We start from the raw sequence: 20486 nt of genomic DNA on the forward strand, positions 1-20486 counted from the left end.
CGGCGAGTCCGATCAACCGTCTTCACGCTCGCCGAGGCGACGGTACAACGTGCGCCGGCCGATGCCGAGCAGGGCCGCGGCGCGGCGCTTGTTGCCGTCCACCAGCTTCAGCACATGCTCGATATAACGCAGCTCCAGCTCCTCCAGAGTCGGTAGCAGCGGGCCATCGCTGAGCTGAGCGAGCAGTTCGGCGCCGGCACTGCGCGCCTTGTCATCACGATAGTCGGCGATGCGGCTGGGCAGGTGCTCCAGCTCGATGCTGCGTCCGTGGCAGAAGGTCACCGCACGCTCGATGGCGTTCTGCAGTTCGCGCACGTTGCCCGGGAACGGATAGCGTCGCAGCTGCGCCAGTGCCGCCGGCGCGATGCCGCGCACCGGCCGCCCGCTGCGCGCGGCAAAGTGGGCGACGAAGCCGGCGGCCAGCAGTTCGAGGTCCTCCTCGCGATCACGCAGCGGCGGCACCTGCAGGATGAAGGTTTCCAGGCGGAAGAACAGGTCCTCGCGGAAGGCCTCACGGCCGGCCTCGGTTTCCAGCGGGCGGTTGCTCGCCGCGATGATGCGCACATCCACGCTCAGCTCACGCTCGGCACCCACCGGGCGGATCGTGCCTTCCTGCAGCACGCGCAGGAGCTTGGCCTGCAGCGGCAGCGGCATCTCGCCGATCTCGTCGAGAAACAGCGTGCCACCGTCGGCCTGCTGGAAAAGTCCCTTGTGCGCGCGGTTGGCGCCGGTGAAGGCGCCAGAGACATGGCCGAAGAATTCGCTTTCCAGCAATTCGGCCGGCAGCCCGGCGCAGTTGATCGCAAGGAATGGCCCTCTGGCACGTTCGCTTTCCGCATGCACGGCGCGGGCGACCAGCTCCTTGCCGGTGCCGCTCTCGCCAATCACCAGCACCGGCCCCTCGGCGCGGGCAAGCTGGCGGATCTGATCGAACAAGCCGCGCATAACCCGGCTGCGGCCGAGCATGCCGTGGAAACGGTCGTCGCTGAGCAGCTGCTGGAAGCGCCGCACCTCGTCGCGCAGGCGTCGCGTCTCCAGCGCACGGGCCACCGCCAGGGCGAAGTGCTCGAGGTCCAGCGGCTTGGTAAGGAACTCGTCGGCGCCTTCCTTGAGCGCCGCTACCGCCTGCTGAATGCTGCCGAACGCGGTGATCACCAGGAATGCCGGCGCCGCCTGCATCGTCCTGACCCGTCGCAACAGCGCCATGCCATCGGCACCGGGCAGGCGCAGATCGCTGACCACCAGCGCCGGCTCCCAGCTTTCCAGCGAGCCGACCGCCTCCTCCGCACTGGCCAGCGCGCGCACCTGCAGGCCGCGGTCTTCCAGCTCCTCGACCAGCAACTGGCGCAGGCTGTCGTCGTCCTCGACCAGCAGGACCCGCTCCTGCGTCACTTCAGTCATGCTCAACCTCCTCGTCGATCAATGGCAATGCGATACGGAAGGCCGCGCCCGGCAGGCTGCCGTCGACCAGTTCGATTCGTCCACCGCACTCGCTGACCACGCCATGGGCAACCGCCAGCCCCAGCCCACTGCCCTCGCCCACCGCTTTGGTGGTGAAAAACGGCTCGAACAGCGCGACGCGGTTCGACTCGGCAATGCCGGGACCGTCGTCCTCGACCTGCAACATCAGCTCGGCAGCATCGCGCCACCAGCGCAGGCGCACCAATCCGCCAGGGCTGGCCTGGGCGGCATTGCGCAGCAGATTGGTCAGCGCCTGCTCGAAACGCGGCGGGTCGACCCGGCAGTACAGGGTTTGTGCCGGTGCCTGCAGCTCCAGCCGCACCTGCAGCGCGGCCAGCTCATCGGCCACCGCCGCGGCTGCCGAATGCGCCAGCACCTCGGCGGGCACCTTGCGCAGCGGCGAGCCTGCGGCGCGGCCGAAATCCAGCAACTGGCGGACGATGGCACTGAGCCGGGCCACCTGCTGGCGAATCTGCAACAGCGCACGGCGATGGGTTTCGCCCAGCTCGTCGTCGCGCAACACGCGCTGCGCCTTGCCGTCGATCACACTCAGCGGGCTGCCCAGCTCATGCGCGACACCAGCCGCCAGCCGCCCCACTGCCGCCAGTTGCTGACTCTGGCGCAGGCGCGCCTGCAACTGCTCTTCGCGGGCCTGCTGCTCGGCCACCTGGCGCTCGGCGGCGGCGATGCTGTCGAGCATCTGGTTCAGCGCGCCGGAGAGCACGACGATCTCCTGTGGCCCGCTGCGTGGCGCACGATGCTCGCGCTCGCCGGCCGCGACGCGCTCCATGCTGCGTGCCAGCTGCTGCAGATGCTTGCCCACCGCGGAGCGATGGCCGAGCAGGATCACCACCAGCGCCACCCCGGCGAGCAAGCCGCCCAGGCCCGCGGCGATCAGGCGCAGGCGGCGGATGTCCTGCTCGAAATCGCCCCAGCGCCGGGTTACCTGCAGCAGGCCATTGATCTGCCCGCCACTTTCCTCCAGCGGAACGAAGTAGGAATAAACCGGGCGGCCATTGATGCGCTGATAGGTGCCGGTCAGCTCGCCGCCGGCGGTGAGCTGCTGGATCGCCGACTCGTCCTGATCCGGTTCCACCGCACCGGCGTAGGCCGCGAGCTTGCCATCGCGGTCGTAAACATAGGCGCCATACACGCGACCGACGCCGAGCACCGATTCCAGCACCTGCTGCAGGGTGCGCTCGTGGTTCTTCTCCAGGCTGGCGCTGAGCGGCAGGCGCACCGCTCGCGCGACCAGCTCGACCTCGGCCTGCAGGCGCCGCTCGCTGCTGCGCTCGACCGTCCAGAGCACCACCGAACTGAAGCCGAACATGATCGCCATGAGCGGCACGATGACCTTGAGCAGAAGCGCGCCACGCAGGCTCGCCGGGCGCTGCCAGATTGATACATGTGTCATACCGGCACACTACATGACCTCGCGACGAGGGGCCACCGCGCGCCGATGAAAAGGACAATTAGTTATTTATCAATCGGTTATGCGATAGATGCAGACCTGGCACGGCTGCTGCACTGCTGAAGGCGTCTTTAACCGAAGCAGGAATGAACATGACCCAGCACAACGCTCGTCTCGCCTTCGCCGGAATCTTCTCGCTGTTCCTCGGCCTGGCCGCCCCCCTTGCATCGGCGCAATCAGCCAACCCGGCACCTACCGCGCAGCCAGCCGCCGGCGCACAGGTGCAGCAGTTCGGTGAGAAAAAACTGGAAAGCTTCGCCGAGTCGCTCGGCGAGATCATGGAGATCCGCGAGGAATTCACCGGCAAGCTGCAGAAGACCGAAGACGCCGACAAAGCCCGCGATCTTCAGCAGCAGGCCAACGAAAAGATGCTCGGCGTGATCGAGGAAAACGACATCAGCATCGACGAATACAACGCCATCAACGAAGCCGTGCAGACCGACCCGGAACTGCGCAATCGTGTGATCGCGATGATGCAGCAGTGATACACCGCTGACGCCGCGCGGCGCTGCCTGAGGCAGCTCGCGCAGGGTAACGAGGAAGCCCCGTTTGGCTGATGCCGGCGGGGCTTCTTGCGTCTGGATGCCAGAACCCTGAAGTTGCTGTATTCAAACGGGTATCTGACGGGAATAACCGGCCGGGCGACCTCCCCCAGGTCTTCATTCAGCAAGGCCTATCGCCCTTGTAGCCACTCCGACGCCGATGCACCACCGAACAGGCTAGCGTGCCGCCGACTCAACAGTCGCGGTGTACAGAGGCATGGCGCGTCGAAAGTCGAAGTAGTGTTCAAGCACCCGCTCAGGCGCCTCGACCTGCGGGTAGTGACCGATGCCCTCCAGCAGCACGGTGTCGGGCCTCGGAATCAGCTCGCGGTAGCGAGCGACCATATGTGCACCGGAGATCGGATCGGCCGCGCCGTCGATCACCCGCAACGGCACATTGCAGCGCTGCATGGCCGTAACCCAGCGCTCGCGTTGCCTGACCCGCTCGGGCATGTAGCGGATCAGCCGGTGCATCACCGCCGGTCCGTCGCTCTCGGCGATCAGTCGCCAGTAATCGTCCAGCTCAGCGTCGCTCGGCTGCGTCTGCGCACCGAACACCCGGCCGAAGGTCGTCCCGAGCGTACGCCGCGAGAACAGCCTGCCCAGCAGAAAGCCGAACGGGCCGAGCAGCAGTTTCTGCACCCGCACCGGATGATGGGTTTCCGGGAACAGCCCGCCATTGAGGAACACGCAACTGGCCAGCGCGATGCGCCCTTCGCAATGCCGCGCCAGCAGCTCCTGAGCGACGCTGTCGCCATAGTCATGCGCCAGCACATGGATCGCACCGTCTATACCCAGCTCCGCCAGCAGCGCCTGCTGCAGATCGGCCTGCTCGATCAGGCTGTAGGCGTGCCCGCGCGGCTTGGCCGAATAGCCGAAGCCGAGCATGTCGCAGGCAACCAGCCGATAGCGCGCCGCAAGTGGCTGCCAGACCTTGTGCCAGTCCCAGCTGGCGGTGGGAAATCCATGGATCAGCAGCAGCGGCTCACCTTCGCCAGCCGTCCAGTAGCGGATGCGCCTGCCGCCAAAATCGAACTCGCGAGCGCTGGCGCGCCAGGTATCCAGTGCCATGCCGTCGGTGCTACTCATTCGTTCTTCTTGTTTTCATGGAGACGAAGCCAGTCTAGCGGGCTGCTACGGCATGACGACTTGCCGTGCCGGCCAGCTTGGTGGCCCGGCGAGTCAGCTGGGCGCTGCTGGGAGGAAAAGGGGGGGCGAATCAATGGTTCTGCATACGCGGAAAACGCCATTACTGCGACGGAACCAAGGTTCGCCCAGTCCCTCTCGGGCGCCTGGAACGGTTACCGCCCGACCGCGCCACCAGGTCAGTTCACGGCTGCCCCGCCATGATCCGGGCCACCTCGCCTTCGGCCTGCAGATGCTCGAAGGCGGCCTGGGTGCGCAGCACGGTGTCGTCGTCGGTCTGGCGGCTGTAGGCCATGTAGAGCTGTGTCGAGGTGTGCGGGCTGAAGACCTTCTCGACCGTGGCCGGGTCGACGCCGGCCTCGGCGCACAGGGCGAGCATGTCGTGCTCGGGCATCGGCACCAGGTCGACCTGGCCGTTGACCAGGCGCTTGAAGTTGTCGCTGTTGTGCGCACTCACCACGATCTTGCTGAAGCCGTTGGCCTGCAGGTACTGGTGCCGGACGTCCTCGCGCATGACGCCGATCCGGTAGGCCTTGGCCGCCTCCAGGTCCGGCACCCGGATATCGCCCCGCTCGCTGAGTTTGTAAAAGTGGTAGTCGATGCGCATGATCTCGCCGACCCAGCGGAACAGCGCTTCGCGTTCGGAGGTGCGTGCGATCAGGTAAATCAGTACGCCGGGCTCGCGCAGGGCCATGTCATACGCCCGCGCCCACGGGTAGAGGCTGACCTGGTAGTCGTTGAGGCCGGCGCGCTGCAGGGTGGCCTCGACGACCCGGCTCGCCGTGCCGGCTACCTTGCCGTTCTCCAGGTAGCTGTAGGCGGTGTCTTCGGTCACCACGCGCAGCGGACCGGCGTTGGCCGTGGTGGTGCCGAGCAACGCAAGGAAGAAAGCGGTCCAGGCAAACGGATGCATCATGCAGTCCTCATGCGATCAGGCGGAAATGCAGTTGCGCCCGTGGGTCTTGGCCCGATAGAGGGCCTCGTCCGCGCGGTGCAGCAGTTGGTCGAATTGGTCCATGGTGTCCGGATCGAGCACGGCCAGGCCGATGCTGAAGGTCACGTAGGGTGAAACGGCGGAAGCCTCGTGGGGCAACTCGCGCTCGGCCAGGCGTTGCTGCAGGCGCACCGCCGCCCGCCGCGCGGCCTCGGCATCGACGCCGGGCAGCAGCACGACGAATTCCTCGCCGCCAAGCCGCGCGACCACCTCGCCAGCGCGGGCGAACACGGACTGCAACGTGTCGGCGACCATTCGCAGGCACTGGTCGCCCTGGGCGTGGCCGTAGTGGTCGTTGTAGCGCTTGAAGAAATCCACGTCGCACATCAGCACCGCCAACGGCTGGTCCTGACGCAGCGCACGGCGGAATTCGACTTCCTTGATCTCGTCGAACTGTCGCCGATTGGCCAGTCCGGTAAGCGGATCGCTGCGCGACAGCTCTTCCAGTTGCACATTGGCGGCGCGCAGTTCGGCAGTGCGCTCTTCAACCAGCTCGGCAAGGCGGTCCCGGTGCGCGGCCAGGGCCAGCTCATCCTGGTGCTGGCGCTCGAGATAGGCCGAGAGTTTCGCCTGCAGGCTGTTGACGCCGCCTTCCAGCAGGCTCAGCTCGTCGTGCCGCTTCGGCGAACGATCAAGGCGCAGGCTGCGATCGAGATTGTCCGGCGTCAGCCGCGTCAGGTGACGGGCAATGCGCCGCACATGCAGGGTGACCGTGCGGTTGAACATCCACATGATCAGCCCGGCCAGCAACAGCGACTGGATGACCTGGGTGATGACGATGTCGTAGACCTCGGCAAGCATGCGCTCCCAGAGCAGTTCTTCATTGCCTTCGAGCACCAGCTCGCCTACCGTCTCACTGGCGCCAGCGTAGGGTTCGTAGCTCAACTGATGCTGCAGGCGCGGCGCGCGATGCTCGGCCGGCTGCTCACCGCGTTGTCGCTGAACCAGTTCCGGCTCGCGGCCGGCGCGGATGATCCGCAGCTCGACGCGGCCGATGGGCGCGGCCTGCACCACGCTGTCGAGCTGCGAATGCAGGGAATCACTGTCCATTTCCCAGATCGCCTTGGACAGGGTGCTGCGGAACACCTGATCGATCAGCGCCAACTCGGCGTTCATCTCCGCCAGGTTGTTCTGCCAGGCGGTCCAGGTCCGCAGCCCGACGGTGGCGAGGGTGAACAGCAGGCAGAAACCGAGTGTGGCCAGCACCAGCCGGCGGCCGAGCGAACCCACCGGCCGCGGCACCGGCTCGCTGATCGTGCTGGTTGAGTCGTCGTTCATTTCAGCCATTTCGCGACAATCGCGTCGTAGCGCCCATCGGCCCGCACGCGAGCCAGCGCCTGGCGGAAGCGCTCGACGACCTCATCCGGCGTGTCGCGACTGAACGCCATGCACAGGCCATCCGCACCGCCAAGGTCGTCCAGGCCCAGCTGCGGCACCGCCGCCTCGTTCGGATCGCCACTGGCCTGGCGCACCAGGTAATGGGCATTGAGTTCGTTGGATATCCACAGATCCACCCGCCCCGCCTTGAGCTTCTGGTAGTTGTGCTCGTACTTGTTGCTCGACTGCAGGTTGCGGCCGACGGCGAAGCCCTTGTCGATCAGATACTGCTCGCCGACATCCGCCTTGACCGTGGCTATCTGGTATTGCCGGGCATCGTCCAGGGTTTTCAGGCCGAACTCGGTGCCGGGCAGCGAGAACAGGAACCAGCGGGTCGGCGCGATCACCCCGACCCACTTGAACAAGGGCTCGCGCTGCGGCGTGCGGGCGATGGAATAGATCAGCACGTTCTCGTTGTTCAAGGCGATGTCATAGGCACGGGCCCAGGGCATGGAACGGATGCGCACGTCCTCGCCGGCCTCCTCCAGTACCGCCTTCACCACCTCGGTGCCCATGCCGGTCAGCTCGCCATCGACGGTCATGTTGTAGGGCGGCAGCTCTTCGGTGACCGCGGTGATTGCATGGGCATAGGTGAGCGCGCTATAGGCCCCAGACACCAGCAGGACAAGGGCGACGCTCAGATCGCGGAGCCAGGACGAACGCATGCAGTGTCCTCGGAGGGATGCCGGCATCGGGGGCAGGCCACTAGAATCAATCAGATACCCCTTTCTCGGCGCCAGCCCATCACACTTGAGCAGATGGGCGTGCCCGTCCACAGCTCTCCGACGTATGGCGAGCCCGGTGGGGGCGGGAATGTGGGGGAAGAGGCGCCGCTCACATGGCGTAGATCGCCGGGCCAGCTTGTTCAACCGTCAGCCGGGCTATATCACGCGTTACGCGGCACGCCCGCGTTTCCCGCTCAGGGCCGCTGTCGCTTGTGCTCGAACGCCTCTACGCAGGCAGGCAAGTCATAGAAGCGAGGCGCACCGCCGGCGCGGTTGCCGTTTTCACCGGCGGTCTTGCGCCGACATTCGGTCTCGGCGCGACTGTTGCGGGTCGTTCTCATGCAGTCCTGAAACGCCGCTTCGCGCAGCGGCGCCAGCTTCGCCTCCCGGGCCGACTCGCAACGCTGGTCGAGCTCGGCCTGGCGCCTGTCGAACGCCTCCCTGTCCTTCTGGAAACCGGCCTGCGCCTGTGTCGCCAACACAGCCAGCAGCACCGTAGCCAACAATCCCTGTTTCATCGAATCGCTCCTTTGAATACCGGTGGCGAGCATGGCGCGGCGGTGGCGGCTTAGCAAGCAGCCGCGAGATGTGGCCGCGGGCAAAAGTCTTACGGCACACCTTCCGAGCGTTCAAACCCGCGCCCGCACCTGCCGCGGGCTGATGCCGAACTGGCGTTTGAACGCCGTGGCGAAGTTGGCCGGACTGTTGTAGCCGGCGCGCCAGGCCGCCTCGTTGACGCTGGCACCTTCACATTCCAATGCCTCCCGCGCCAGTTGCAGTCGGCGGGCACGCTGGTACTCGAACACGGTCATGCCCTTGAACAGGCGAAACTGCCGCTGCAGCGTGGTGGCATTGACGCCCATCTCCCGGGCGATGCGCTCCAGCGTCCAGTCGTCGGCCTCACCGCTGTCGAGGAGCGCGAGGAGGCGTTGCAGACGACGGTACTCCTGCGGGCGCAGGCCCTGTTCCGCCGACGCCGAGCCATCACCCAGGCTGATCAGTGCTTCGCAGGCGATGTCCAGTGCGCGGCTTTCCAGGTACAGGCCCTGAAGCAGCGCGCCATAGCCGGGCGGGTTGAGCATCTGCTCGGCCAGGGTCAGCAGCCGCGCCGAGGGCTTCCAGATGCGCGGCGTCAGATGACTGTCCATGAAGCGGCGGATCGCGCCATCACTCGAGTCGACACCCTCCCCGCGCCCTTCGAACCAGTCCGGCGTCAGGCTAACCACCAGCTTGCGGATATGACTGCCGCGGCGCGCCTGGCGGCGGAACAGCACGGGCTCGTTCATCGAAACCGCCACGCCCTCGGGGGCTCGCTGCGACGCCGACTGACCGAGCGTCAGCGACAGATCGCCATAGCTGACCCGGCTCTGGCCCTGCAGAAAGAGCACGAACGATACCCGCGGACCAACCACGTTTTCGGTGACGAAATCCTGCAGCTCTTCGCAATCGGACCAGTGCAGCGACAGGCCATCCCGCAGCTGCGCCCACTTCACCCGGCCGTAGAGCAGGCGGTCGTCATCCTCGTTGGGCAGGCGCAGCCCCGGCCTGCTCATGGCCGGCAACTCATCGCCACGAATGATGTGATCGGCTTGATTCATGCGGCGCTGCGCCTCGAACTGACGGGATTGCAAAGCAAATGTTCGGCCCCGCAAAGGTTCGCGGAGCGGCTGGGTGGCAGACTACGCGCCGACATCTTTTGATGCAAATCATTATCATTAAGCAGCGCGAACGTTTGCCAACACGTCGCCGCCGCTGCGACAGGAGCCGCCCATGGACAGAATTCTCCGCACCTCAAGCCTCAGACCATTGCTGCTCGCCGGCCTGCTCGCCCCGTTTCCGTTGAGCGCCCTGGCGCAGAGTGTCGCCGCTCAGGCCGAGCCGGTGCAGCTGGAGAGCATCACCGTCGAAGGCAACCGCCTGTACGACATGCCGTCTTCGGAGCAAAGCGGAGGCTACACCGTGCCGGCCGCCACCGTCGGCACCAAGACGCCGGCCGAACTGCGCGACATCCCGCAGTCGATCAGCGTGTACACCAGCGATTACATCCGCGACCGCCAGTTCGTGAACCTGGATGACCTGGCCAAGTACTCCACCGGCCTGCGCACCCTGAGCAACGACAGCGGGCGCTCGTCGATCTATGCGCGCGGCTACGAGTACGACGAATTCAACATCGATGGCCTGCCCGCGCCGATGGCCAGCATCAACGGTACGCTGCCGTCGCTGTCGCCGTTCGATCGGGTCGAGGTCATGCGCGGGCCGTCCGGGCTGTTCAACAGCACCAGCGAGATGGGTGGCATCGTCAACATGGTGCGCAAGCGCCCGACCCGCGAATTCCAGGGCAGCCTGACCGGGCGCTACGGCAGCTGGGACACAAATTACCTGGAAGCCGACCTGTCCGGCCCACTCGACGAGCAGGGGCGCGTGCGCGGCCGTACGGTGATCTCCCGCGCCGACACCAACGGCGAGGTCGACTACAACGCCAACACCAGCGAGAGCTTCTACGGCGCGCTGGACATCGACCTGTCCGACGCCACCGTCATGTCCTTCGGGCTGATTCACCAGACCAAGGACATCCTTCCGCACAACGGCTATCCGGCCGCCATCGACGGCAGCCTGGAAGACTTCAGCCGCTCGACCTACCTGGGCGCCGACTGGGGTGATTTCGACAGCCGCGGCACCGACGTCGTCGCCGAGCTGACCCATCGCTTCGACAATGGGGGCTACGGTCGCGTGGCGGTGCGCGGCTCCAGGCGCGCGACCGATTACCTCTATGCCTTCACCGCGCGCAACGTCAACAGCGGCGCGACCAGCCTGGCCTACACCGCCCGCGATCTGGAGCAGGACACCCTCGCGGTCGATGCCAACTACAGCCAGCCGTTCGAGCTGCTCGGGCAGGTCAGCGAGTTCGTCATCGGCAGCGATTTCAAACGCTACGAGACCGAGTATGCGGACGCCCGCGGCAATCTCGGCGCCATCGACGTCGCCAGCTACCAGCCGGGCGACACCAGCAAGCCGAACGTCACCTTCGGTACGCCGACCGAAACCGACGAGCGCGAAGTCGGCCTCTACGCCAAGCTGACCTTCCGCCCGATCCAGCGCCTGGCGCTGATCGGCGGCGCGCGGGTCAGCAGCTTCGAAGGCGAGAACAGCAGCGCCACGCAGGATGTGCGCGAATCCGGCTATGTCACGCCCTACGGCGGCCTGGTGTTCGATCTGGATGACCAGCACTCCCTCTACGCCAGCTACTCGCAGGTATTCAAGCCGCAGAGCGAAGCCGGCGCCGACGGCCGCATCATCGACCCGCGCGAAGGCGAACAGTACGAGGTCGGCATCAAGGGCAGCTATTTCGGCGGCGACCTGAACGCGCGCATCACCGCCTTCCAGCTCACCGACGAGAACCGCGCGGCCGGCGCCATTGATGACAGCGGCGCGCCGATCAGCGGCGTCTACGAGGCCACCGGCAAGACCCGCATCCGCGGTGGCGAACTGGAAATCAGCGGCTACCTGACCCCCGACTGGGAAGTGCTGGCCGGCTACACCTACATGAAGACCGAGAACCTGGCCGGTGACGACAACGCGCTCTTCGCGCTGATGCCCCAGCACCAGGCCTCGCTGTGGACCAAGTACACCCTGCCCGGCGGTGCCCTGCGCGGCCTGGGGATCGGTGGTGGCGTGACCGCGATGAGCGACTACTACATCGAACGCGCCGGCAGCCCGCGCCTCAGCGCACCGGGATATGCAGTGGTGGATGCCAAGCTGTCCTACCCGATCACCGACAAGCTGACCGGCACCTTCGACGTGAACAACCTGCTCGACCGCAAATACGTTTCGCGGGTTGGCAGCGTCGGCACCTTCAACTTCTACGGCCCGTCGCGCAGCTTCACGGTGGGCGCCCGTTACGAATTCTGATCCACCTGGCCGCCTGCGCCCGTAGGCGTCGGCGGCTGACTTCCGGAGATCACCATGCCCCAGTTTCACGCCCAGGTGGCGACACCCCGCGCGTCGCGCAACATGATGCGGCTGTGCAAGCACTTCGCGCACAAGGCCGAAGTCCAGCTGGACGAACGTCAGGCGCAGGTCGAATTCGCCTTCGGCCAGTGCCGGATGCTCGCCGATGACGAGCGACTGCTGATCGACTGCCAGGCCGAGGCCGGCGAGGCGGAAAAGCGCCTGCGCTTCGTCATCGACGACCACCTCCATCGCTTCTCGGGCGAGGAAGCACTGAAGGTGAACTGGCTGGACGGGCCGCTACCGCCAGGCCACAGGCAGGTCGAGCCATGAAAGGCGCCCTGCTCGTCGTGCTCGCCAGTCTGGGACTTGCCGCCGTACAGGCACACGCCGGGGAAGAAGCCGGCTGGCAGCCAGTTCAGCTACCGCACAGCAGCCAGCGTGACCTGCATTCGCAACGCACTGGCAAGGACTACCGCATCTTCGTCTCTGAGCCGCGACACGCGCCGCCGCCGGGTGGCTATCCGGTGCTCTATGTGCTGGATGGCAACGCCCTGTTTCCGGGGTTGGCGATCCAGGCCCAGGCCCTGGAGGATCGGCCCGACCCTAATCTTCGCGATTCGGTACTGGTGGTCGGCATCGGCTACCCCGGCGAGGCCCTGTACGACTTCAAGGCGCGTGCCGAGGATTACACGCCCAAAGCCGAGGATCGCCAGCGCCTGCCGGGCCGCGAACCGCCGCCATCGGGCGGTGCCGATGACTTTCTGGCCTTTATCGAGCACGAACTCAAACCGCTGATCGCCCAGCGCTACCCGGTCGACGCCCGACGGCAGATCCTGTTCGGCCATTCCTACGGCGGCCTGTTCACCCTCTACACACTGTTCACCAAGCCGCAGGCATTTCAGGGCTATGTGGCCGCCAGTCCGTCGATCTGGTGGTACCAGGGCTATGTCGAACGAACACTCGCCGCATTCGAACGGCAGCTCGCGGACCAACCTGTCGGTGCGCGCCTGCTGGTCACCGCCGGCGGCGCCGAACAGCCCGCGGCGGATGCCGCCATGGATGACCTGCGCCAGCGCCATATGGCCGAACGGCGCATGGTCGGCAATGCACGGGATCTGGTCGACCGTCTGCAGCGGCTGTCCGGCCACGGCCTGCACAGCGAATTCCAGCTGTTCCCGGGAGCCAACCACGGCACCAATGCCGCACACAGCTCGGTCGTGGCACTGGCGTTGGCGGCCGCGATCGGACGCCAGCCATCCCGCGATCAGGACGACTGAGGATGACGAAAGCGACGAGAACCGACCGGTCAGCCAGCCAGCGCCAGCGCCGGCACAGGCCCGGTGCTAGAGTCGGCGCTGCCTTTTCCATCACGGGAGATACCATGCGTCCTCTTTTCAATGCCCTGCTGCTGGCCCTGCCACTCTCGCTCTCGTCACTGGCCCTTGCCGCCGAATCACCTGCCGGCCGCTGGCAGACCATCGACGACGAAACCGGAAAGCCCAAGTCCATCGTCGAAATCCAGGAGGCCGCTGACGGCACACTGAGCGGCAAGGTCGCCGAAATCCTCAAGTCGGATCACGGGCCGAATCCGGTCTGCAGCGAATGCGACGGCGAGCGCAAGGACCAGCCCATCACCGGCATGACCATCCTCTGGGACCTCAAGCCGGACGGCGAACAGGCCTGGAGCGACGGCACCATTCTCGACCCGGCCAAGGGCAAGACCTACCGGGCCAAGGCAGAGCTGCTCGAAGGCGGCGACAAGCTGGAGGTTCGCGGCTACATCGGCATCGAGGCACTGGGCCGTACGCAGACCTGGATTCGCCAGTAACATCGATCACCTTCGCGGAGCCAGGCCACCGCCCGGCTCCCGGATTGCACGGTGGCGCCAGGCCAGGGTCGAACCCTGCATGCACTCACTTGCCCTGCGCCTCCCGCACCCATCACGACCTCACGCTCGCCGCGCTTTCTGCCTGGTGGCGCTGTTCCTGCTCTGCCCCCTGGCAGCCGCCGATGCCCGGCTGACCGCCGCGCTCGAGCAGGGCGAGCGTCTGGAGCAGCTGCACACCCTGATCATCGCCCAGCGTGGCGAGATCCTTGCCGAGCGTGGTTACCGCGGCCATCGCACGACCACGCCGAGCAACATCAAATCGGCGTCCAAATCGGTGGTTTCCGCGCTGGTCGGCATCGCCATCGACAAGGGCGTCATCGAGAGAGTCGAGCAGCCCATTGCGGAGCTGCTGAAAAGCGATCTGCCGAGCACGCCCGATCCACGTCTGCAGCAGGTGACGGTGGGCAACCTGCTGAGCATGCAGGCCGGGCTCGGCTCCACCTCCGGGCGCAACTACGGTGCCTGGGTGGCGAGTCGCAACTGGGTTCGAGCGGCACTCGCACGCCCGTTCGAGGCCGACCCGGGCACGGCGATGATCTATTCGACGGGCTCCAGCCATCTGCTCTCGGCCATCCTCACGCGGCGCACCGGCAAAACCACATTGCAGCTGGCGCGACAGTGGCTGGCGCCGCTCGACGACTTCGCCATCAGCGCCTGGACGCGCGACCCGCAGGGCATCTACCTGGGCGGCAACGAGATGGCGATGACACCTCGCTCGCTGCTGGCCTTCGGCGAGCTCTACCGCCGCGGCGGGCTCAGCGCATCCGGCGAGCGATTGCTCTCGCAGGACTGGATAGACGCGTCCTGGACGCCGCGCACCCGCTCGCGCTACACCGGGCACGGCTACGGCTATGGCTGGTTCATCACCGAGCTTGGCGGAGAAGCGGTGCGCTACGGCTGGGGCTATGGCGGACAGATGGTCTACGTGGTGCCAGGCCTCGAGATGACGGTGGTGATGACCTCCAACGCCCGACAACCCTCCAGTGGTGCCATGGGGCATCGCGACGCGCTGCACCGGCTGCTCGGCGAGATCATCGGCGCGTTGCATGCAGCAGGCACCCGTCCCTAACCCTGCACCAGCCTTTGCAACGCGGCGCGGTCCAGGCAGCGATAGCGAAACGAGGGCCGGCCGATCTGCCCGTAGTGAAAGGATTCTTCCAGCAGCTGTGCATCACTCAGATGCTTGAGGTACTTGCGCACCGACACGCGCGACATGCCGGTGGCCGGCAGCAGGGTTTCGCTGGTGAAGCTGTCCTCGTCCAGCGCCAGGATCGCCTGCGCCACCTGCGCCAGCGATGCCGGTGTCAGCCCCTTGGGCAGGTCGCCGGGGCGGCGCAGGTCGGTGGCGGGCGCTTGGCTGAACAGCCGGTCGATATCGCCCTGGCCGAGCTGATCCGGCAGGCGGGACAGCGCATCGCGCGCACGGCGGCAGGCCTCGACCGCATCGCGGAAGCGCTCGAAACTGAACGGTTTGACCAGGTAATCCCGCGCGCCGAGGCGTTGCGCCGCGCGCACGGTCTCGATCTCCGAAGCGGCGGTGATCAGCACGGCATCGGTGTTGCGGTCCTGCGCGCGCAGGTGGCGCAGTACCTCCAGCCCGGAGCGGTTGCGCAGGTAGACGTCGAGCAGAAGCAGGTCCACCGCCTCGCGCTCCAGCAATTCGAGCGCGGCCGGCACGCTCTCGCACTGGCCGACCAGCTCGACGCCCTCGAGCCGGGCCAGGTAATCGACGTTCAGGCGCATGACCATCGGGTCGTCCTCGACGATCAGCACGCGCATGGCTGCTTTCATGATTCGACGTCTCCCGCGGCGCTCCGATAGGGCAATTCAACCTCGAACAGGCTGCCACGACCGGCCTCGGAATACACCGCCAGGCTACCGCCCCAGGCCTCGACCTGCTCCTGCACCGCGGCCAGGCCGATGCCACGCCGCTCGCCCTTGGTGGATACGCCGCGCTGGAAGATCTGCTCGCGCACTGCGGCTTCGATTCCGCCACCGCTGTCCTGCACGTGCAGCGAGAGCAGCGCTTCGTCGTAGTCCAGCGTCAGGTTGACCCGTCGCTCGTCCTCTTCGGCCACCGCTTCGAAGGCGTTTTCCAGCAGGTTGCCGAGGATGGTCACCAGGCCATGGATCTGCTCGGGCGCGGCGGCAGGCACCGGGTGCTCGACATCCACCTGAAAGAGGATGCCGCGCTCGCGGGCCTCGCTCTGCTTGCCGAGCAGAAAGCCCGCCAGCACCGGCTCACCGATCCCCTCGACCAGGGACGTCGCCGGCGCCAGCTGGTGATCGGCGAGGTCGCGCAGATAGGCGCGCAGGGCATCCAGATCACCCATCTGTGCCAGGCCGAGCAGCACGTGCAGCTTGTTCTTGAATTCGTGGGTCGCCGCCCGCAACGCTTCGGCATAGCGGCTGACACCGGTCAGCTGCTCGGCTAGCGCGTTGACTTCGCTCTTGTCGCGGAAGGTCGCGATGGCGCCGATCACCCGGCCCTGATGACGGATCGGCGCACGATTGGCGAGGATCGCCCGCCCGTTGAGGCTGAACTCACGGTCCCGCTGCTCGGTTGCGCTGGCCAGCACTTCGGGCAGGCCACTGTTGGGCAGGTATTCGGCGATCGGCCGGCCTAGCGGTGGTTTGCCGAGGCCGGTGCTGGCCAGCAGGCGCTCGGCGGCGGGGTTGACCAGGGTGATGCGCGCCTGGTCGTCGACCGCCAGAACGCCTTCGCGCACCGAGGCCAGCATCGCCTGACGCTCCTCCACCAGCCAGGTGATCTCGTAGGGTTCCAGCCCCAGCAGCACGCGCTTGATATAGCGTGCCAGCATGTGCGCACCGAGGGCGGTGACCAGCATCAGCGCCAGTACACCGAGCACCACGCCGCGCTGATGAGCCTTGAGCAGTTCGCCGAGCGAAGCCAGGGTAACCCCCACCGAGACGGCACCGAGCACCGCTCCCTCGTCGTTCAGCACCGGCGCAAAGCCGCGAATACTGCGCCCCAGGCTGCCATCGGCACGCGAGGCATAGGTCTCGCCGGCCAGCGCCGGACCTTCGTCGTCACCACGAAAGGCCTGGCCGACGCGGGCCGGCTCCGGGTGCGTCAGGCGCAGGGCGCGCGGGTTCATCACCACGATGAAGTCCACGCCCAGACGCTGGCGCAGGCCATCGATGTCTCGTTGCAGCGGATTATCGGGACTGAATTCGGCATCCGGGTTGGCCAGCGCTCGCTGCACGTCGGTGCGTGCGGCCACGCTCTGCGCCAGGTTGGTCACCCGCGAAGCCTGCCCCTCTTCGAGAGTGTCCTGCAGCTGCACGTTGAACAGCCAGAGGGCGAGCGCCAGCGCCAGCACCACCATGACGGCGACCAGCAGCGAGATCAGCGTATTCAGGCGCAAGCGCACAGCCATCACTCCAGTGCATGAGCGGACGCTCGACGCGCCGCGCTAGAGGGCCGGATCGAGCCAGCCCTGTGCTCCAGGGTCAAGCTCGGCTCCACTTTTTTTAGTTTCGTAATGGTTTTTTAACTTCGCCAAACATTGGCCGCGAAGCATCTCTGCTTAAGGTAGCCCCGGCGTGGTTGTCCGACCGCGCATTCGCAAACATCACCCGTACGTGCGCCGCCTGGCCGCCACGTTCGAAGGAGTACAACAATGAATCGGACCACGCTGAGCGCTGCCGTGCCTGAAGGCAGCCCGAACATTCCCCTGCTGTCCCAACGCATCTTCAACCTGCCGTTGCCTCTGTTCGCCATCGCCTTGCTCGTCATGGCCGCCGCCATCGCTACCGACACGCTGCCCAGCGGCATGATCGGCGCGCTGCTGGTGATGATGCTGCTCGGCGAGCTGCTTGGCTTCGCCGGTGACCGACTACCGATCATCAAGACCTACCTCGGCGGCGGCGCGATCCTGGCGCTGTTCGGCGCCGCGGCGATGGTCTATTTCGGCTGGCTGCCGGCAGCCGTGGCCGATGACGTCGCCAGCTTCATGAAGGGCGGCGGTTTTCTAGACTTCTATATCGCCGCGCTGATCACCGGCAGCATCCTCGGCATGGACGCCAAGGTGCTGGTCAAGGTCGGCTCGCGCTACGCGTTGCCGCTGCTCTGCTCGGTGCTGTTCGCCGCGCTGTTCGCCATGGCCGTGGGCGCGCTGCTGGGTTTCTCGCCGCAGGATGCGGTGGTGGTCATCGCCATGCCCATCATGGGCGGCGGCATGGGCGCCGGCGCGGTACCGATGAGCCAGATCTACGAGCAGCTGCTCGGCCAGCCGGCCAGCTACTACATCTCGATCCTGGTGCCGGCCCTGGCGCTGGGCAACGTCTTCGCGATCATCATCGCCGGGCTGCTCAATGGCCTCGGCAACCGCTATCCATCGCTGACCGGCAACGGCCAGATGATGCCCGGCGTGGACGTCAACGAGAAGGAAGGGCCTATCACCCTGCCGGCGCTGGGCGTCGGTCTGGTCGCGGCGCTGAGCTTCTTCGTCGCCGGGCAGATTCTCGGCGAGTTCGTGCCGCTGCATCCCTACGCCCTGATGATCGTGCTGGTGGCGCTGCTCAAGGTGAGCAACCTGGTGCCCGAGTCGATCAACGACGCCGCCTCCCAGTGGTTCCGCTTCGTCGCGCGCAACTGGACCTTCGCCCTGCTGTTCGGCATCGGCGTGGCCTTCACCGACCTCGGTCAGGTGATCGACGCCATCTCGCTGACCTATGTGCTGATCGTTTTCGCCGTGGTCGCCGGTGCCGCCTTCGGCGCGGGCCTGGTGGGCAAGCTGGTGGGCTTCTACCCGATCGAATCGGCTATCACCGCCGGGCTGTGCATGGCCAACATGGGCGGCACCGGCGATGTCGCGGTATTGTCCGCCGCGCGTCGCATGTCGCTGATGCCCTTCGCACAGATATCCTCGCGCCTGGGCGGCGCGCTGATCCTGCTGATCTCCAGCGTGGTGGTGCCGCTGTTCTTTACCTGAGCGACGGTGACCCTGGAATGAAAAAGCCCCGGCCTTGCGGTCGGGGCTTTTTTTTTATTCGGCGAACGGGCTGCGTCAACCGCGGAAATAGTTGACCCGCCGATTCAGCTCCTCGGCCAGCATGGTCAGGTCCTGGCTGGAGGACGCCACCTGATTCGATGCAGCGGAACTGGCGACAGTCGAGTCGTGGATGCGCGTGACGCTCTGGTTGACCTCTTCCGCCACCGCGCTCTGCTCCTCGGAAGCCGTCGCGATCTGCGCGTTCATCTCGTTGATCGAGCCCACTTCCTGACGAATCTTGGTCAGCGCATTTTCCGCCTGCAGCGTCTGCTCGACGGTCTGCTGAGCCAGCAGCTTGCTCGACTGCATTACCTCCACCGCCCTGCCAGCGCCGGCCTGCAGCGAGGCGATCATCTCGCTGATCTCGCTGGACGACAGCTGCGTGCGATTGGCCAGCGAGCGCACCTCGTCGGCTACCACCGCGAAACCACGGCCATGCTCGCCGGCACGCGCCGCCTCGATGGCGGCGTTGAGCGCGAGCAGGTTGGTCTGCTCGGCGATAGCGGTGATGACCTGCAGGATCTTCTCGATGTCGCCGCTTTGCGCCGAGACCTGGTTGACGGTTTCGGTCGCGCTCTCCAGCACCTTGGCCAGGTTATGGATGGAGATGGCCGTCTCGCCGACGATCCGCGTACCGGTCTCGACCTGCTCGTCGGCGCTCTTCGCCGCAGCCGCGGCACGGGCGGCGAAGCTCGCCACCTCGTTCACCGTCGTGGCCATCTGGTTGATCGCCGTGGCGACCTGCTCAGCCTCGGCCGACTGGTGCTGGATCTGCTGATTGCTGTTCGCCGATGAGGTACGCAATTCACCCGAGGCGACGCCGACGCCATCGGCGGCCGCGCGCACCTCGGCGATGATCGAGGTCAGCCGGCTGGCCATCTTCGCCGTCGCACCCATGACGCTGTCTGGGTATGGCGTGACGATCAGCTGACCCAGATCGCCATTAGCCAGGTTGCCGATCACCCGCGCCACCTCGTCGGGCTCGGCACCGAGGGTCGAACGCAGCTTGCGAATGATCACCACGGCGATGGCCACACCCAGCAGAACCGCCACACCGGTCACCGCGACGATGAGCGCGAGGAAGCCGCTGGCGGTTTCGCGGACCACGGTCACGTCCTGATTGATGCTCGCTTCCTGGTGATCGATGAACGCATTGATCAGCCGCAGCCACTCGCTATAGGCCCCGGCGACGTTTTCCAGGAGGAATTCGTAGGCGCGCCCCGAGCCCTCGCTGAAGCGCAGTTCGACCACCTGCTGGGTCAGCGCGTTGGTCTTCGCCTCGATGGTCTCGATCTGCAGCATCAGCTGCTTTTCCACGGCGTCGGCGGAGGGCTGCGCAAGCATCGCCTTCATCGGCTGCGCCGAATCGGTGTACAGCTGCGCCAGCCCCTCGATCTCCGCCACCTGCTCACGGGCGAACGCCGGATCGGCCGCACTGACGGCGTCCCGCACGGCAATCGCACGATCGTGCACGCTGCCGCGGAAGTTGATCGCATAGCGTTGCTTCAGGCCGGCCTGCGAGCTGATCTGGCTCATGCTGCGGTCGATGACGTCGACTTTGAGCGCACTGACCACGGCGACCGCCACCATAAGCGCCAGGATCACCAGAAACCCCAGGCCCAGGCGCATGGATACCGACATCTGCTTGTTCATCGAACACTCCTCTAGCCAGACTGCGAGGCAGCCATTCAGTCAGTCGTTGATGCTCCGAGCAATACTCGGAGCGGGGCAAAACTTGTACAACATGATGTCACTGTGACATTGCTTGTACAAGTTTTATCGGCATCCTGATTACCCGAAACAGCTGAGTCCGGGCGTTCTAGTGTTCGCAGCGAGATATCGCAAGCTCAAGAACGGGACCTGTAGAAGCCTTGTACAATTTTCTGATTTGCCGGTCGCCGGTTTGCAATGAC

At 66.0% G+C, this 20486-nt stretch carries 18 protein-coding genes; 7 read left to right on the forward strand and 11 right to left on the reverse strand.

Translation table 11 applies throughout. The features are described from left to right. Positions 1–12 precede the first annotated feature (12 nt). On the reverse strand, positions 13–1401 hold the full coding sequence (locus LW136_RS20385) for a sigma-54-dependent transcriptional regulator (protein WP_044314683.1): 1389 nt from the start codon (positions 1399–1401) through the stop codon (positions 13–15). Then, complete coding sequence (locus LW136_RS20390) at positions 1394–2875, reverse strand: sensor histidine kinase (RefSeq protein ID WP_234173889.1); 1482 nt, start codon at positions 2873–2875, stop codon at positions 1394–1396. The genes LW136_RS20385 and LW136_RS20390 overlap by 8 nt, the downstream gene beginning before the upstream one ends. Before the next feature lie 149 nt (positions 2876–3024). Between LW136_RS20390 and LW136_RS20395 the strand changes: the two genes are divergently transcribed. Continuing rightward, the gene (locus LW136_RS20395; RefSeq protein ID WP_234173895.1) at positions 3025–3417 is read left to right on the forward strand and encodes a DUF4168 domain-containing protein; all 393 of its coding nucleotides are present in this window, start codon (positions 3025–3027) and stop codon (positions 3415–3417) included. A 234-nt stretch (positions 3418–3651) separates the two neighbouring features. Here the strand turns inward: LW136_RS20395 and LW136_RS20400 are convergent, their stop codons facing one another. The 6 genes from LW136_RS20400 to LW136_RS20425 all read right to left on the reverse strand — a co-directional run bounded on the left by LW136_RS20400 (position 3652) and on the right by LW136_RS20425 (position 9314). Beyond that, a complete protein-coding gene (locus LW136_RS20400) occupies positions 3652–4563 on the reverse strand; it encodes an alpha/beta fold hydrolase (protein ID WP_234173897.1) in 912 nt (303 codons plus the stop codon). A 241-nt stretch (positions 4564–4804) separates the two neighbouring features. Further along, complete coding sequence (locus LW136_RS20405) at positions 4805–5536, reverse strand: substrate-binding periplasmic protein (RefSeq protein WP_234173900.1); 732 nt, start codon at positions 5534–5536, stop codon at positions 4805–4807. Positions 5537–5551: 15 nt separating this feature from the next. Further along, the gene (locus LW136_RS20410; RefSeq protein ID WP_090521794.1) at positions 5552–6892 is read right to left on the reverse strand and encodes a GGDEF domain-containing protein; all 1341 of its coding nucleotides are present in this window, start codon (positions 6890–6892) and stop codon (positions 5552–5554) included. Continuing rightward, on the reverse strand, positions 6889–7656 hold the full coding sequence (locus LW136_RS20415) for a substrate-binding periplasmic protein (protein ID WP_044315363.1): 768 nt from the start codon (positions 7654–7656) through the stop codon (positions 6889–6891). The genes LW136_RS20410 and LW136_RS20415 overlap by 4 nt, the downstream gene beginning before the upstream one ends. A gap of 254 nt (positions 7657–7910) precedes the next feature. Then, a complete protein-coding gene (locus LW136_RS20420; RefSeq protein ID WP_014821890.1) occupies positions 7911–8234 on the reverse strand; it encodes a hypothetical protein in 324 nt (107 codons plus the stop codon). A 111-nt stretch (positions 8235–8345) separates the two neighbouring features. Beyond that, positions 8346–9314, reverse strand: coding sequence for a helix-turn-helix transcriptional regulator (locus tag LW136_RS20425; RefSeq protein ID WP_234173902.1), 969 nt, complete (start codon positions 9312–9314; stop codon positions 8346–8348). A gap of 172 nt (positions 9315–9486) precedes the next feature. On the opposite strand from LW136_RS20425, the gene LW136_RS20430 reads away from it, so the two are divergent. From LW136_RS20430 to LW136_RS20450, 5 genes are all read left to right on the forward strand, one after another. Beyond that, complete coding sequence (locus tag LW136_RS20430; protein ID WP_234173904.1) at positions 9487–11625, forward strand: TonB-dependent siderophore receptor; 2139 nt, start codon at positions 9487–9489, stop codon at positions 11623–11625. Between the two features lie 54 nt (positions 11626–11679). Beyond that, positions 11680–11997, forward strand: coding sequence for a DUF2218 domain-containing protein (locus tag LW136_RS20435; protein WP_101276265.1), 318 nt, complete (start codon positions 11680–11682; stop codon positions 11995–11997). Then, positions 11994–12944 (forward strand): alpha/beta hydrolase, encoded by a 951-nt coding sequence (locus LW136_RS20440; RefSeq protein WP_234173905.1) that lies wholly within the window; start codon positions 11994–11996, stop codon positions 12942–12944. The genes LW136_RS20435 and LW136_RS20440 overlap by 4 nt, the downstream gene beginning before the upstream one ends. A gap of 104 nt (positions 12945–13048) precedes the next feature. Continuing rightward, the gene (locus LW136_RS20445) at positions 13049–13495 is read left to right on the forward strand and encodes a DUF2147 domain-containing protein (RefSeq protein ID WP_234173908.1); all 447 of its coding nucleotides are present in this window, start codon (positions 13049–13051) and stop codon (positions 13493–13495) included. Between the two features lie 79 nt (positions 13496–13574). Continuing rightward, positions 13575–14624, forward strand: coding sequence for a serine hydrolase domain-containing protein (locus LW136_RS20450; protein ID WP_234173910.1), 1050 nt, complete (start codon positions 13575–13577; stop codon positions 14622–14624). On the opposite strand, the gene LW136_RS20455 is transcribed toward LW136_RS20450, so the two are convergent. Together LW136_RS20455 and dcuS are read right to left on the reverse strand one after the other, a co-directional pair. Continuing rightward, positions 14621–15346 (reverse strand): response regulator, encoded by a 726-nt coding sequence (locus LW136_RS20455; RefSeq protein ID WP_234173911.1) that lies wholly within the window; start codon positions 15344–15346, stop codon positions 14621–14623. The genes LW136_RS20450 and LW136_RS20455 overlap by 4 nt on opposite strands. Beyond that, entirely contained in the window at positions 15343–16950 is a 1608-nt protein-coding gene (gene dcuS, locus LW136_RS20460) for a DcuS/MalK family sensor histidine kinase (protein ID WP_313403451.1), read from the reverse strand. The genes LW136_RS20455 and dcuS overlap by 4 nt, the downstream gene beginning before the upstream one ends. Before the next feature lie 249 nt (positions 16951–17199). On the opposite strand from dcuS, the gene LW136_RS20465 reads away from it, so the two are divergent. Further along, complete coding sequence (locus LW136_RS20465) at positions 17200–18513, forward strand: 2-hydroxycarboxylate transporter family protein (protein ID WP_014821899.1); 1314 nt, start codon at positions 17200–17202, stop codon at positions 18511–18513. A 75-nt stretch (positions 18514–18588) separates the two neighbouring features. Here the strand turns inward: LW136_RS20465 and LW136_RS20470 are convergent, their stop codons facing one another. Beyond that, the gene (locus LW136_RS20470) at positions 18589–20226 is read right to left on the reverse strand and encodes a methyl-accepting chemotaxis protein (RefSeq protein WP_234173920.1); all 1638 of its coding nucleotides are present in this window, start codon (positions 20224–20226) and stop codon (positions 18589–18591) included. Positions 20227–20486: the final 260 nt, after the last annotated feature.

It is taken from the genome of Stutzerimonas kunmingensis (assembly GCF_021432085.1).
In the GTDB taxonomy this organism is placed as follows: domain Bacteria; phylum Pseudomonadota; class Gammaproteobacteria; order Pseudomonadales; family Pseudomonadaceae; genus Stutzerimonas.